Here is a 14,035-nt window from a genome sequence, read left to right as displayed (position 1 = left end):
CCCAGCTATTCGCTTAAAATCCTACGGATCGCTTTCGCGAGGAGCGCGGGATCGGTGCTGTCAGGAAAGGCCAAGACAGGCGTCCCCGCCGCGTCGGTTAGGAAAAATATCCTTTGGTGATCAATCGTATAGCCCAGAGCACTGTCCGGCAGCTCACGCCGGGCGGCATAATAATTGAGGGCCAGCCGCGCGTCGTCGATCGCCGCTTGCGATCCGGTGAGGCCAAGGATCCGACCATCATAGGCAAGGTGGTTCCGAAGCCGCTCTGGGTCATCTCGCGCCGGGTCGACGGAAATGAACAGGGGCTGAATGGCTTTGCTCTGCGCGCCCAACCTGTCGAGGGTTTGGGTCATGATGCCAAGCGCCGCCGGACAGATATCCGGACAGGCGGTAAACCCAAAATATATAAACATCGGTTTGCCCTCAAAACGTTCGTCCGTCGCGGGTTCCCCCTGATCGTCGATGAGGTCGAAATCGGCGTCGAATGCTTCATTGAGGGTGATGGCCCCCGGCATTGGGCGATCGTTCGGTGCTTGCCCGCAGGCCATCAAGGTCAAGGTCAGAACGAGAGCAATGGGGCGGATCATGATGTCACCTCTCTTTGAGAATGATGCGACGCTATCTAGGGACATGAATAAGTCGTCCGCTATCTCCGGCAATCGTCCCATGGAACTCCTCCGGATCAGAACGATCACGAATTTGCGCTGGTTTGCGGTGATCGGACAGTTGACGGTCACCCTTCTGGTGCGGTTCGGCATGGGCTACCCCCTGCCGCTTGGACCGATCCTGTCTGTCATCGCCATCGGCGCCGCTGTCAATTATTTCGTCTGGCAACAAAAGAGACCTAACAAGGCGGTGGCCGGAAATGAATTGGCCGGTCACCTTCTCTTCGATGTCCTACAGATCGGCGGGATCCTGTTCCTGACAGGGGGCATCGGGAATCCGTTTGCTGTCTGGCTCATTCTTCCCTCGATGTTGGCGGCATTTGCCCTTGATATCCGACGGGCGGGGGTGGTGATTGTGGGGATCGTGCTTGTTCTGACTCTGATCGCCCTTTGGCACTCTCCCTTGCCGGGGCCGGAGCAGGCCTCCCCGCTGATCGAGCTGGGCTCTTGGGCAGCGTTGTTATTGGGGGTCGTCTTTACGGCGGCCTATGCGCGCCAGGTGGCGATTTCTCAAAGGCGACTGTCAACGGCCCTCGACGCCGCCCATGGTGTCTTGGCGAGGGAAGAGCGATTGACCGCCGTCGGCGGGCTGGCGGCGGCGGCGGCCCATGAGCTCGGCACCCCGCTCGCAACGATCCAGGTCACCGCCCGGGAGATGGAGCGGGAATTGCCCGACGGCCCGCTAAAGGAAGATGCTCAGCTCCTCATTTCGCAAACGCAACGATGCCAGCGCATCCTCACCCGGCTGTCCGAAGTGGGGGAGAGCGGCGATGCCCGCCATGCGCAAATCGCCCTCGAAGAGCTCTTGCGGGAGGCGGCCAAACCCTTCCTCACCCCCAAAGGACCAAAGGTGAGTTTCGTCTTCGACCCTCGGTCGGACAGTGCGCCCCCCGATCAGCTCGTGAGAAATCCGGCGATGATCTACGGCCTACGAACGCTTATCGAAAACGGGGTCAAATTCGCGCGGGAGACGGTTAGGGTCACCGCCTCATGGGACAGTAATTCGTTGTTCGTGACCATTGAAGACGATGGCCATGGCTTTCCGCATGACGTCCTGTCGCGATTGGGTGAACCCTTCCCGCGGACCGACAGCTATCGCGCGCTGAATGGTAAGCAGGGCCTTGGCCTTGGCTTCTTCATCGCGAAGACATTGCTTGAGCGCTCGGGCGCCAGCCTGACCTTCGGAAATCGCCTGCGACTTTCTGGGGCTTGGGTTGAGGTGCGATGGCCTCTCGTCAGACTGCACGAAAACCCTATTTACATGGAAAGCACTCACGGGGAGCCAATGTCTTTATGAGCGAAACCGCACATAGGGCAGCCATGCCCGACAGATTGCCGCACGATAAGTCGTGCCTAATCGTCGATGACGATCAACCCTTTCGGACCCGCCTGGGGCGCGCGATGGAGAAGCGTGGCTTCGATCCTATCCTGGCCGAAAGCGTGGCGGAGGCGGTGGCGTTGATCAATGAGCACGCCCCCTCCTACGCCGTCGTGGATCTACGGCTGGAGGACGGCGATGGCATCGAAATCGTCAACAAGCTGCACGAAAAGCGACCGGATGCGCGCGCGATCATCCTGACCGGCTATGGCAATATCACGACGGCCGTCGCTGCGGTCAAAGCGGGCGCGATCGATTATCTCGCCAAGCCCGCCGATGCGGACGATGTGCAGAAATCCCTTCTTGCCCCCCCGGGCGAGATGCCGGAGCCGCCGGAAAACCCCATGTCTGCCGATCGGGTACGGTGGGAGCACATCCAGCGGGTTTATGAGCTGTGTAACCACAATGTGTCGGAGACAGCGCGGCGGCTGGGGATGCATCGGCGGACCTTGCAGCGGATCCTCGCCAAGCGGGCGCCCATGTAAGCGCGATCCCGGCCCTTAGCGCGGGCCATGGATGAGGTCATGGATAAAGGCGAGCTTCGCCTGAATCTCTTCTGAGATCACAAAGGGATAGAGATCAGGCTGTCCCATGGACCGGTTGATGGCGTTGATGGCGATGGTGACCGGTACCCACGCCTTGATCAAATCGTTTGTGGACGGTGCCCGATAGGGGTCGAAGGTCAAGGTGACCTTCGACTGACTGTGATCGGAAATGGGGTTTTCCACGGCGAGGGAGTAGGCATCGGCCGTCTCCAGGGAATCGGCGATGTGGGTGTAATGCGCCCAGGTTTCCGCAAAATCCTCCCAAGGGTGAGAGGTGGCATAGCTGGATATATAGCGCTGCGACCAATTGGGGGGCGGGCCCTGTTCGTAGTGGGCCTTTAGGGCCGCGGCGTAATCTTGGGTCTCGTCACCGAAAATATTTCGAAAGGCGGCCAATTTTCCGGCATCCCGCACGAGGAGGTCCCAGTAATAATGGCCGACTTCATGCCGAAAATGGCCGATAAGGGTCCGATAGGGCTCCCCCATGGCTTGTCGACGTTTCTCCCGCTCGGCGTCGTCGCCTTCGGCAATATCAAGGGTGATCAAGCCATGCTCGTGGCCGGTAAAGATCGGCGCGATGGAGCCATCGGACCGCTGTTCATCGGCGAGGAACTCAAAGACCAGGGGTTCTGGGGCGCCACTCGCCTCGGTCGGCCGGGGCAGGGCCCAGCGGATCAGCGAATAGAAGAGATGCCGTTTTGCTTCCTCGATCGTCCGCCATCGGTCGATATTCCCAGGGATCGTCAAGTCGGGGATCGTTGAATTATGCTGACAGCAATCGCAGAGCTGCGGACCTGTACTCTCGCTCACCAGCCAATTGCAGACATTGTTCGCCCGATTCTGGCAGGGCAGGTAATTTCCCGCTGCTCCATCGGAGAAATGGCCGCTTTCATCCGCCGCAATCATCCGATCCGTGAAGGGGGCGTATCCAAGATTTCGTTGGCAGGACACGCAGGAGAAGGAGCGGAAATAGACTTCCTGACGGCATTGCGGGCAATGGTAACGGTGCATAATGACCTCAAACACTTCTCTCAAAACGGTCACCGGACCGCCCCGTTCCGTGTGAGAGGGCAATGAGGACGACCGTTATTTTTTGACGCGCGGCCCTTGCGAAAATCGCTTCTTCACCCGTCGCAACCGATTCTCGACGAATTCTTCATAGGTCCCCACATATCGCGGGAAATCATATCGTGTGCGCATTTCCTGGATATACGGCGCCAGGTAATCAAAATGGCGAAGCATCGCCGAGCCCATATTATTGAGAACGATTTCCTCAACGAGAAGCCCGTTCTTAACTGATATGGCAAGATCCGTATAGAAATCAAGAAGAGTCGAATAGGCGGCGAAGATATCCTCATCATCGATCGCAAGGAGGGGGTCTTCCCCGCGGAAGGAGTCGCGATTGACCCTGATGAAAGCCTGACGCAGCCCTTCGGCCGTGATGAGGAAGGACAGGGTCTGGAGGGTGAATTCCTCCTGCTTCATCCGTTTGAGGCGCTGTGATTGGAAAAACGCCGTCACGGTTGCAACAAGGATCGAGGCACCCGTGACGATCCCCTCAATATGGCTGAGCAAAAACTCCATGACAGGCCCCCCGACGCCAACACCCAAGGAACAATGGCACAGCCGCCGGGGGGGAGGAAGCGCCAGGGAGAGAGGCGCGCCGGGCGCTCGGTCGCCGTCCGCCAGATTTGAGGGTCTGGGGTGCCCATTGGATGCGCTTGGGCGTGAGGCGGAGAAACGGGGAGGAACCTTCACTGCCGGACGCCGATAGTGGCAATCGACAGCGTGGGGAATGGTGCCGCATGCCTGACTCGAACAGGCGACCTACGCATTACGAATGCGTTGCTCTACCAACTGAGCTAATGCGGCGCTCGAATGACAGGGCTAGCCGAAAGAGCGGTGGGGCGCAACGATTACGGCGAGGCGTTGGAGCGCATTTCCCCTTGCCGGATCGGGCCGCATCGGCAGGTCATCGTGAACATCTGGTATGGGATAAGCGATCCTGACGGCCTCTGATGGCCGTTGACCGCCATTCCTATATGCCATTGTCCTGGTCGATCACTGCCAAGACGGGCGGCAAAAATGGGGACTGACGCAATGGTCATCCCCATTTTTGATCTTCATTAGGCGACAGGATCAGCGCCGATCAGGCAACGCTGTCGAGGCTTCGCTCGACGCGTTCGACATCGAAGCACTCAATGACATCACCGACTTTCAAATCGTCGTAATTGGCGAAGCTCATGCCGCATTCCTGGCCGGCGGGCACCTCATTGACGTCATCCTTAAAGCGCTTGAGCTGGCTCAGCTGACCTTCGTGGATGACCACATTGTCCCGCAGCAACCTGACGGAGGAGCCGCGCTTCACCTGACCCTCGGTCACGCGACAGCCAGCCACCCGCCCGACCTTGGAGATGTTGAACACCTCCAGAATCTCGGCATTCCCGAGGAACGTTTCCCGCAATTCGGGATCGAGCATCCCGGTGAGCGTGCCTTTGATATCGTCGATCAGGTCATAGATCACCGAATAATATCGGATCTCCGTGCCCGACCGTTGCGCCTCATCACGGGCTTGTTTGTTGGCGCGAACATTAAAGCCAATGACCGGTGCCTGGCTGGCCTCCGCAAGGATGACGTCACTCTCCGAAATCGCGCCGACACCGGTGTGGAGGATCCGCACGCGGACCTCGGAATTGGACATCTTCTGAAGGGCGCCGACAATGGCTTCGACCGAGCCCTGCACATCGCCCTTGATGACGATGGGCAGGTCCTTGATCTCCGCATCCTGAAGCTGCGCCATCATCTGCTCAAGCGACGTCCCAGCGGTCGCCGCATTGGCTTTCTCCCGCTTCTTACGCTGACGATATTCGGCAACCTCGCGGGCCCGGGCCTCGTGGGCGACCACGGCGAATTGATCGCCAGGCTCGGGCACGCCGTTCAGGCCGAGGATCTCTACGGGCAGAGACGGGCCGGCAACTTTGACCTGATCGCCTTGGTCGTTCAGCAAAGCGCGGACCTTGCCCCATTCGGCGCCGACGACAACGATATCGCCGCGCTGGAGCTCCCCTTCTTGGACCAGCAAGGTGGTGACCGGCCCACGGCCCTTATCGAGCTTGGCCTCGACCACGGTGCCGAAGGACTGGCGCTTGTCATCGGCCTTCAGCTCAAGCAATTCAGCCTGGAGCTGGATCGCCTCGAGCAGGCCATCGAGATTGAGCCGCTTGAGAGCCGACACTTCGATGTCCTGGATCTCACCGCCCATGCTTTCGACCTGAACCTCGTGCTGCAAGAGGTCGGTCTTGACGCGAGTCGAATCGACACCCGGTTTGTCGATCTTGTTGATCGCCACGATGATCGGGACACCCGCCGCACGGGCGTGGTTAATGGACTCAATCGTCTGCGGCATCACCCCATCATCGGCGGCCACCACAATGACGACGATGTCCGTCACATTCGCACCGCGGGCGCGCATGGCCGTGAACGCCGCGTGGCCGGGCGTATCGAGGAAGGTAATCGGATCGCCGTTCGGGCCTTTGATCTGATAGGCGCCGATATGTTGGGTAATGCCCCCCGCCTCACCGGCGACGACATCGGTCTGGCGCAATGCATCGAGCAGCGATGTCTTGCCGTGGTCGACATGGCCCATAATGGTCACGACCGGGGGTCGCGGCACCAAATTGGCGTCGGCGGACGGCTTATCGATCAAGCCTTCTTCGACGTCGGATTCAGACACCCGCTTCACGCTGTGCCCGAGATCCTCAACGATCAACTGCGCGGTATCGGCGTCGAGCGTGGCATTGGCTTGCACCATTTGCCCCTGCTTCATCAGCTCTCGGATCAGATCCGTCGACCGCATCGCCATCCGCTGGGCCAATTCCTGCACGGTGATGAGGTCGGGAATAACCACCTCTCGCACCTTGCGATCGGCCTGGTTCGAGCGTTTTGCCCGCGCGGCTTTTTCCTTTTCGCGGGCCCGACGTACTGAGGCGAGGGAGCGTTGCCGCTCATCATCCTCAAGGGCTTTCGCAATGGTAAGCCGGCCGGTGCGCCGCTTCGATCCCTCTTTGGGCTTGCTTTCGGTGGCCGCGAAATTCCGCTTTTGCTTGATGCGGCCCCCAAGGGCTGACAGCGGATTATCTTCTTCATTGGTAAACCGCCGGTCGCCCTTTTCCGCTTCAGGGGCTTCGACCTTGCCGTCGGTGGGCGCTGTGCGCGCTTTGGTTTCTTGTTTGGAGCGCCGCTCTGCCTCCTCTTTCTCGAGGGCGATGCGGGCTTCTTCTTCGGCCTTTTTGCGGGCTTCAGCTTCGACCTTGCGCTTTGTCTCTTCTTCTTCGGCCTTTTTGCGCGCTTCTTCGAGGCGAGCCCGTTCTTCGGCCTCGCGCTTCTCGAGGGCCGCCCGTTCGGCGGCTTCGCGCTTCTCTTTCTCTTCCTGTTGCTTCTTGGCCTGAGCCAAGGCAACGGCCCGCTTTTTCTTTTCCTCGGGCGACAGCTGGCGCAGGACCTTCGGCTTGCCGCGCGATTGCTGGCCGCCGCCGGTATTTTTGGCGGTGGGGGCCGCCTTTGCGGGGGCCTTCGGCTTTGCGGGCGCGTCTTCTTCCGGGGGCGGGGCCGCCTTGGCGGCACCATCCGCGGGGGAACGAACGCGGCGCTTTTTCTCGACCACGACCGTTTTCGTACGGCCGTGGGAGAAGCTCTGCTTCACCGCTCCCGTTTCCGTCTTCCGCAATGTCAGCGGCCGACGACCACCACCGGATTTTTCCTGCGTCTCTTCGCTCATACAACTCCGTAGGCCCCAGGGGCCCAATTCTCATCTGCGGCCGCTATAGACGATTGCCTACGCCGATCGGCCGCGACCAACATAGTTTACCACATCCGAACCGCCGTGAGGACGCTCACATACGCAAGGGTTGGGCTTGGGTCTACCTGTGCCCCCCAAATTCCTCATCAGATCGGAAACCGATCACCCGCAAAGGCGGCAAAACGTTTTGCCTCCCCCACTGCGGGGGTGGCGACTGGCCCGGGAGTCAATCCTAGATGGACGACCCCCTCAAGCCCAATCGAGGCCGCAAGCTCACTCGCCTCGACAGGAAGACGGATATGGGAACCCTGGCCCGCCGCCGCAAGCGTTCGGGCGATCCGCTCCACGCCATCCGGTGCCGCATCACGCGGCGACAGATAGGCAAGGAGGCGCGGCGCGGCGGCTTTGACCTGTTCATATCCGGTCAGACATTGCCCAGCCTTGCGGGCCAGACCAAGCCGATTGAAGCATCTGACCCGGAGGACATCGAAGATTTCAGCGCAATACGCCTCCTCGGTCAGGCCCGGGCGCAAAGGGGTTGCCTGTTTGAAGCTCCGCGCAAAGGCTTTGCGCTTCAATGCCTTGATCAGGAGGTCGCTGTCCGCGGTGATCCACGCCCCGCGGCCGGGCAGCCCCGCAGCCGCATCGAAGGTGAGATCACCATCCGGCGATCTGACGAAGCGTAAGGCCGGCTGGTCGGGGGCCAAGGGGGCCCCCGTCGCCACGCACCGCCGATCATTATGTCGCGCCGCCGTCATGGAGGGCATGGGGATCCGACTCGTCAGGCCTCCGCCTCGGTATCCTCTTCCTCCTCATCGGCATCCCAGCCCACTTGCCGACGGGCTTCGGCGATCATCTGCTCGGCGAGGTCGGGTTTGACGCGGAATTTCTCCAGCATCCCCTCATAGTGTTTTTTCTCGCCGTCGACGCGCTCGGTCCATCCGGTGAGGTCATCCGCCACACAGCCGGCAAAATCCTCCACGGTCAAAACCCCTTCCTCGGCGAGGGCGACCGACCATTTGAGCGTCATGCCCTCGATCTCGAGCAGCGCATCCTCGACCCCGAGCTCCCGCCGCCGTGCATCGAGTTCAGCCTGCTCCCGCTCAAGCCATTCGAGGGCACGCGCCTGCAATTCCTGGGCGGTTTCGTCGTCGAACCCTTCGATCTCGGCGATTTCCTCAACCTCGACATAGGCGATTTCCTCGATCCGGGCGAACCCTTCGGCGACGAGGAGATTGGCGATCATGTCATCGACATCGAGCACCTTCATGAAGATCTCGGAGCGCTCCTGGTATTCTTTTTGACGTTTCGCGCTCTCTTCCTCCTCCGTCATAATGTCGATCTCATAGCCGGTGAGCTGGCTGGCGAGGCGGACATTCTGGCCGCGGCGACCAATGGCGAGCGAGAGCTGTTCGTCGGGCACGACAACCTCGATGCGTTCAAGCTCCTCATCGAGGACGACCTTTGCGACCTCCGCTGGAGCGAGGGCGTTGACGACAAAGGTTGCTGTGTCCTCGGACCAGGGGACGATATCGATTTTTTCGCCGCCGAGTTCGCCGACCACGGCCTGAACCCGCGAGCCACGCATCCCAACGCAGGCCCCGACGGGGTCGATGGAGCTGTCATTGGAGTAGACCCCGATCTTTGCCCGGCTGCCGGGGTCGCGCGCCACGGCCTTGATTTCAATCACGCCGTCATAGACCTCGGGCACCTCCTGCTCGAACAAACGGGCCATGAATTGAGGGTGGTTTCGCGACAGAAAGATTTGCGGTCCGCGAGGTTCCCGACGCACATCGGCGATATAGGCCCGGACCCGATCCCCTTGGCGCAGGGGCTCCCGCGGGATTTGCTGGTCGCGGCGAATGATCGCCTCGCCCTTGCCAAGATCGACAATCACATGGCCATATTCGATCCGCTTGATCAGTCCGGAAATAATCTCGCCGACCCGGTCTTTATATTCATTGTATTGATTGTCCCGTTCGGCATCCCGGACCTTTTGGTTGATCACCTGCTTGGCGCCCAGGGCGGCGACGCGGCCGAAATCGATCGGCGGCAGGGGGTCTGAAATAAAATCACCGATCTCGGCCTCGGGGTTCTGTTTCTGCGCCGCTTTCAGGCTGACCTCGACGGCATCGTTTTCGACGCTTTCAACAACTTCCATCAGCCGCCAGAGGCGCGTCTCCCCTGTCCGCGGATCAATTTCCGCGCGGACATTTGTCTCCGCCCCATAACGGGAGCGGGCTGCGCGAGAGAGAGCATCCTCCATCGCCTCGATGACGATTGAGGGGTCGATCATTTTCTCCTGGGCGACGGCCCGGGCAATCTGGATCAGTTCGATTTTATTTGCGGTAACGGTCATTGGGGGATCTCCGAAAAGGCGCGGTGCGCCGTGGAAAAAGGGCGATGGGATGGGGGCGGGGCCTTAGGGATCCTCCGCCCGATGTTTCTCGTCATGTTTTGCGCGGCGGAGACTCTCGGCGATCAGCTCGTCGGTCATCACCAATTTTCCTCCCGCAATGATCGAAAAAGGGATAAGTGCCGTTTCCTCTTCGCCATCGAGGTCAATGCAGACATCGTCATTTTCGACACCGGCGAGGGTGCCGCGATAGCGCTTTTGCCCCTCGACCGGCTGGCTCAACTCGATCTTTGCGACAAACCCTTCCCAGCGCGCGTAATCTTTGAGGCGGGTCAGCGGCCGGTCGATCCCGGGGGAGGAAACCTCAAGGACATATTCTCCGGAGATCGGATCGGCCTCCTCAAGCACGGCTGAAACAGCGCGGGACAGACGGGCACAATCCTCGGCCGTCATGGTCCCATCTGGGCGTTCGGCCATGATCTGAAGTGTCTGTTGCTTCGCCCCTGTCAGTCGCAGACGGATAAGCTCATAGCCCTCCGTCTCGATAATCGGAAGCAGAAGATCCGTCAGAGCGGCGATCGAGGCGGTCATCGAATGCGTGGCCCTCAGCTTTGCCAACAAAAAAGCGGCCTCTTACGGGGCCGCTTTCGAAAATTACGAAATGCTAGAGCTTATATAACAATGCGAAGGGGGCCTGTCACCCCGGCGTGTCGGCCACGGCAATGAGCGAAACCGATGGCGTGCTCAGACCCCCTCCTGTAGTTCGGAGGGATGAGCCCCCATGTCGTATTTCTCCTCTTCCCCCGGATGACACAATTGGATCTCACGGGCCCGGCAGAAGTGCTGAGCCGCGTGCCTGGCGCACGGTTGTCCTTCGTCGCGAAGACCCTCGATCCTGTGTTGACGAGCAGCGGTTTTGGGATTTTGCCGACCGCGACCTACGCGACCGTGGGGCGCGGCGATATTTTGTGTATCCCCGGGGGCTTTGGGATCGACGACGTCATGATCGATCCGGAAAGTATGGCGTTTGTGAAGGATCAGGCCGCGGGGGCACAGGCCGTAACGGCGGTCTGCACCGGCGCGCTGGTCTTGGGGGCGGCGGGTCTTCTTCGGGGCGTTCGGGCAACGACCCATTGGGCGTTTCACCCCCTTCTAGAGAGGACCGGCGCGCGGCCAACGCAGGCGCGGGTGGTTCAGGATGGCCGCATCATTACCGGCGGCGGCGTGACGGCGGGAATCGATTTCGGTTTGACCCTGGCGGCAACGCTCTGCGGCGACGAGGCGGCACGGGAGATCGCCTTGTCCATCGAGTATGACCCCGCCCCTCCCTTTGGCCCCGGGACGCTTGAGGGTCAGCCCGACGCCATCGGGTCCCGTGTTGCCGAGCGCTACCGATCGATGCTCTCTCAGACCGCCGCCCGCCTCGAAACAGCCCTCGCCGGAGGATGACGCGGCCATAGAGGTTCTTCACCCCGGTCGCTTTCTGGCACATTGTCCCCATCCGAAAGGAGTTGCGCCGTGGCCGTGCCGGATTTCGTCATTGTCGGTGCCATGAAGGCGGCGACCACCACCCTCGCCGCCCAATTGGATGCCCAGCCGGGCATAGCGCTTTCGCGGGAGAAAGAGCCGTCCTTCTTTGCCAAGGAATGGGGCCGGTCCGCCGATTGGTATGACGTCCAGTGGAAGGGAGCGGCTGCGACGGACCTGAAGGGCGAGGCCAGCACCGATTACGCGAAATGGCCGGCCTATCCGGAGGCGCCCGCCCGGCTGCTGCGCTGGGCGCCGGGGGTGAAGATCATCTATCTGCTCCGCGATCCGCTGGACCGCGCCTTCTCCCACGCCATTCACGAAATGAAGAAGGGGCGCCATCTTGGGCCGCCCGACGCGGTCGCCCGGGACCTTGATCTGATATGGCAGGTGAGCTGCTACGCCGCGCAACTCGACCGCTGGTTGGCGGTCCTCCCCCCCGAACGGGTCCTTCTCATGTCGAGCGATCGCCTCGCCGCCATGCCGGAGGATGAGTTTGCCCGGGCGCTCACTTTCCTGGGATGCGATGGAAAATGGTCCGCCGACCGTGCCCGGTTGCATGGGCGGCATGACGCCTATCGCCCCTTACCTGGTCAGCGTTTCCTCGTTGACAATGCGGCCGCGACCGCCCTGCGACGGCGTCTGGTGCCGAAATCCTGGCGGGCATCCCTCCGCCGGCGGCGCGGGTTGGACATCCCGGACCGGTTCTCCGAGGCGACCGAGGCCTATCTCAAGGCGCGCATTGCGCCCGATTTGGCCCGGCTTGGCGGTATGACCGGTAGGACTTTGAGCTTTGACACCTTTCGCGCGGAGATGATCGCCGCGCCGCCGACCCTGGTGGGGCAAGGCCCTATCCCCGCGCGGGATGGCCGTCCGGCTGACGAATGAAATCCAAATAGGCGGGGGATCGACCCTCCCGCAGCGCCTTGGCCTCATAGCGGGTTTGCGGCCAATCCTCCGGCCTCACCGTCCAATCGCGGCGCCGGCGCGCGGTCCACCGAAAGGTCATCTCTCGCCGATTGTGTCGCTGAATATGCATCAAGGTCCACCGGACATAGTCAGGGATGTCCGAACTGACGCGCAAATGCCCGCCGGGCGGCAAGATCCGAGCGGCCTGATCGAGGAAGGCGGGAGAGATCATGCGCCGTTTATGATGTTTCTTCTTCGGCCAGGGATCAGGGTGAAGCACAAAGAGCCGATCCACCGATTGATCGGGGAGGGCGGCCATCAGCGGGCGGACATCGCCGTGAAGGATGCGGATATTGGTCAGCCCCTGGTCCTCAATCAAGCCGAGGAGTTTGCCGACGCCGTTCAGAAAGGGTTCGGCGCCGAGCATTAATGTGTCGGGATGACGGGCGGCTTGCCAGGCGAGATGCTCGCCGCCGCCAAAGCCGACCTCCAGCCATACGCGGCCCTCCCACGCGGCGATCAGCGCGCCCACATGATCGGGCGTGACGGCGAGCGTGGGGAGAAGGTCCGTCACCAGGCGCTGCGGCCTCGGCCGCAGCGGTTTGGCCTGCCGTCGGCCATAGAGGCGGCCATCCGGCCAGGGGAAGGCGCTGGACGAGGACTCGTCAGCCAAAGGCCCGCCGCAGCTCATCGACAAGGTCGGTGCGCTCCCAACTAAACGTGCCGTCACTGCCCGCCTCTCGACCGAAATGACCATAGGCCGCGGTGGGTTCGTATATCGGCTTGTTCAGCTGTAAATGCGTGCGGATTCCCTTGGGGCTGAGATCCATCAGCTCCCTCAAGGTGGCTTCGAGTTTCGCCGGATCCACCTGACTGTCGGTAAGGTCGACATAAACCGAGAGGGGATGGGCGATCCCGATCGCATAAGCGACTTGGATCAAGCATTTCCGCGCAAGACCCGCAGCCACGACATTCTTTGCAAGATATCGGCTCGCATAAGCCGCCGAGCGGTCGACCTTGGTGGGGTCTTTTCCCGAAAAGGCGCCGCCGCCATGGGGGGCTGCGCCGCCATAGGTATCGACAATGATCTTTCGGCCGGTGAGACCGCAATCCCCGTCCGGGCCACCGATGACAAAACTGCCGGTGGGGTTCACGTAAAACGCCTCTTCCGGACACATCCAGCCCTCTGGCAGGGCCTCTTCGACAAAGGGGCGAACCAGCTCGCGGACATCGTCTTGGCTCAAGCCGTCCTGATGCTGCGTCGAAACAACGACCGATGTTGCCCTGACCGGCCGCCCGCCTTCATAGGCCAGGGTCACCTGACTTTTCGCGTCGGGCTCGAATTCAGGGCGCGCCCCGCTGTGACGCGCCTCAGCGAGGGCTTTCACGATGCGGTGGCTATAGGCGATGGGCGCGGGCATCAATTCGGGGGTCTCGTCGCTCGCAAAACCGAACATCAGGCCCTGGTCACCCGCGCCTTCTTCCTTGCCCTCGCCAGCATCGACGCCCTGCGCGATTTCTTTCGCCTGTTCATGCACATAGCAGTCGATATCGGTTTTTTCCCAATGGAAGCCGTCCTGCTCATATCCAATGGCCTTGATCGCGCCCCGGGCCGTTTCGATCATTTCATCGGCGCTCACCGGGGTGGCGGACCGTGTTTCGCCCGCCAGGACCACGCGATTGGTGGTGGTCAAGGTTTCGAGAGCCACGCGCGCCTCGGGGTCGCGACCAAGATAAAGATCGACGATGGCGTCGGAAATCCGGTCGGCGACCTTGTCGGGATGCCCTTCGGAGACCGACTCCGAGGTGAAGAGATAGTGATCAGCAGGCATGGGTGACGCTTTCCAGTCTATATAA

14 protein-coding genes and 1 tRNA gene are annotated in these 14,035 nt (G+C 61.2%); 5 read left to right on the top strand and 10 right to left on the bottom strand.

All coding sequences use genetic code 11. The features are described 5' to 3' along the window. Positions 1-5: 5 nt before the first annotated feature. Positions 6-587 carry an SCO family protein gene (locus PB2503_RS03865; protein ID WP_013299915.1) on the bottom strand — a complete coding sequence of 194 codons (582 nt, stop codon included), beginning with the start codon at positions 585-587 and terminating at the stop codon, positions 6-8. Between PB2503_RS03865 and PB2503_RS03860 the strand changes: the two genes are divergently transcribed. Both PB2503_RS03860 and PB2503_RS03855 read left to right on the top strand, forming a co-directional pair. Continuing rightward, the gene (locus PB2503_RS03860) at positions 586-1,962 is read left to right on the top strand and encodes an ActS/PrrB/RegB family redox-sensitive histidine kinase (protein ID WP_158305818.1); all 1,377 of its coding nucleotides are present in this window, start codon (positions 586-588) and stop codon (positions 1,960-1,962) included. The genes PB2503_RS03865 and PB2503_RS03860 overlap by 2 nt on opposite strands. Beyond that, a complete protein-coding gene (locus PB2503_RS03855) occupies positions 1,959-2,528 on the top strand; it encodes an ActR/PrrA/RegA family redox response regulator transcription factor (protein ID WP_041534882.1) in 570 nt (189 codons plus the stop codon). The genes PB2503_RS03860 and PB2503_RS03855 overlap by 4 nt, the downstream gene beginning before the upstream one ends. A 15-nt stretch (positions 2,529-2,543) precedes the next feature. Here PB2503_RS03855 and PB2503_RS03850 read toward each other — a convergent pair whose 3' ends face one another. From PB2503_RS03850 to PB2503_RS03840, 3 genes are all read right to left on the bottom strand, one after another. Beyond that, a complete protein-coding gene (locus PB2503_RS03850; protein ID WP_013299912.1) occupies positions 2,544-3,632 on the bottom strand; it encodes a zinc-binding metallopeptidase family protein in 1,089 nt (362 codons plus the stop codon). Between the two features lie 42 nt (positions 3,633-3,674). Further along, positions 3,675-4,172 (bottom strand): DUF4760 domain-containing protein, encoded by a 498-nt coding sequence (locus tag PB2503_RS03845; protein WP_013299911.1) that lies wholly within the window; start codon positions 4,170-4,172, stop codon positions 3,675-3,677. Between the two features lie 212 nt (positions 4,173-4,384). Further along, a tRNA-Thr gene (locus PB2503_RS03840) sits at positions 4,385-4,460 on the bottom strand. 6 nt (positions 4,461-4,466) lie between these two features. On the opposite strand from PB2503_RS03840, the gene PB2503_RS14655 reads away from it, so the two are divergent. Beyond that, a complete protein-coding gene (locus tag PB2503_RS14655; protein WP_158305817.1) occupies positions 4,467-4,607 on the top strand; it encodes a hypothetical protein in 141 nt (46 codons plus the stop codon). Positions 4,608-4,737: 130 nt separating this feature from the next. Here PB2503_RS14655 and infB read toward each other — a convergent pair whose 3' ends face one another. From infB to rimP, 4 genes are all read right to left on the bottom strand, one after another. Next, positions 4,738-7,365, bottom strand: coding sequence for a translation initiation factor IF-2 (infB, locus tag PB2503_RS03835; RefSeq protein ID WP_013299910.1), 2,628 nt, complete (start codon positions 7,363-7,365; stop codon positions 4,738-4,740). 167 nt (positions 7,366-7,532) lie between these two features. Then, entirely contained in the window at positions 7,533-8,153 is a 621-nt protein-coding gene (locus PB2503_RS03830; RefSeq protein ID WP_013299909.1) for a DUF448 domain-containing protein, read from the bottom strand. A gap of 14 nt (positions 8,154-8,167) precedes the next feature. Beyond that, positions 8,168-9,745: a transcription termination factor NusA gene (nusA, locus tag PB2503_RS03825; protein ID WP_013299908.1), complete on the bottom strand. Its 1,578-nt coding sequence runs from the start codon at positions 9,743-9,745 to the stop codon at positions 8,168-8,170. A 63-nt stretch (positions 9,746-9,808) separates the two neighbouring features. Next, positions 9,809-10,333 (bottom strand): ribosome maturation factor RimP, encoded by a 525-nt coding sequence (rimP, locus tag PB2503_RS03820; protein WP_013299907.1) that lies wholly within the window; start codon positions 10,331-10,333, stop codon positions 9,809-9,811. Positions 10,334-10,513: 180 nt separating this feature from the next. On the opposite strand from rimP, the gene PB2503_RS03815 reads away from it, so the two are divergent. Together PB2503_RS03815 and PB2503_RS03810 are read left to right on the top strand one after the other, a co-directional pair. Next, positions 10,514-11,191 carry a DJ-1/PfpI family protein gene (locus tag PB2503_RS03815; RefSeq protein ID WP_013299906.1) on the top strand — a complete coding sequence of 226 codons (678 nt, stop codon included), beginning with the start codon at positions 10,514-10,516 and terminating at the stop codon, positions 11,189-11,191. Positions 11,192-11,260: 69 nt separating this feature from the next. Next, positions 11,261-12,157 carry a sulfotransferase gene (locus tag PB2503_RS03810; protein WP_013299905.1) on the top strand — a complete coding sequence of 299 codons (897 nt, stop codon included), beginning with the start codon at positions 11,261-11,263 and terminating at the stop codon, positions 12,155-12,157. Here PB2503_RS03810 and trmB read toward each other — a convergent pair. Both trmB and metK read right to left on the bottom strand, forming a co-directional pair. Next, entirely contained in the window at positions 12,120-12,851 is a 732-nt protein-coding gene (trmB, locus tag PB2503_RS03805) for a tRNA (guanosine(46)-N7)-methyltransferase TrmB (protein ID WP_041534880.1), read from the bottom strand. The genes PB2503_RS03810 and trmB overlap by 38 nt on opposite strands. Further along, positions 12,844-14,010 (bottom strand): methionine adenosyltransferase, encoded by a 1,167-nt coding sequence (gene metK, locus PB2503_RS03800; RefSeq protein WP_013299903.1) that lies wholly within the window; start codon positions 14,008-14,010, stop codon positions 12,844-12,846. The genes trmB and metK overlap by 8 nt, the downstream gene beginning before the upstream one ends. Between the last annotated feature and the right edge of the window lie 25 nt (positions 14,011-14,035).

It is taken from the genome of Parvularcula bermudensis HTCC2503 (assembly GCF_000152825.2).
GTDB lineage: Bacteria > Pseudomonadota > Alphaproteobacteria > Caulobacterales > Parvularculaceae > Parvularcula > Parvularcula bermudensis.
Note: the sequence above shows the minus strand (reverse complement) of the source record. Positions and strands in the feature narration are given on the sequence as shown.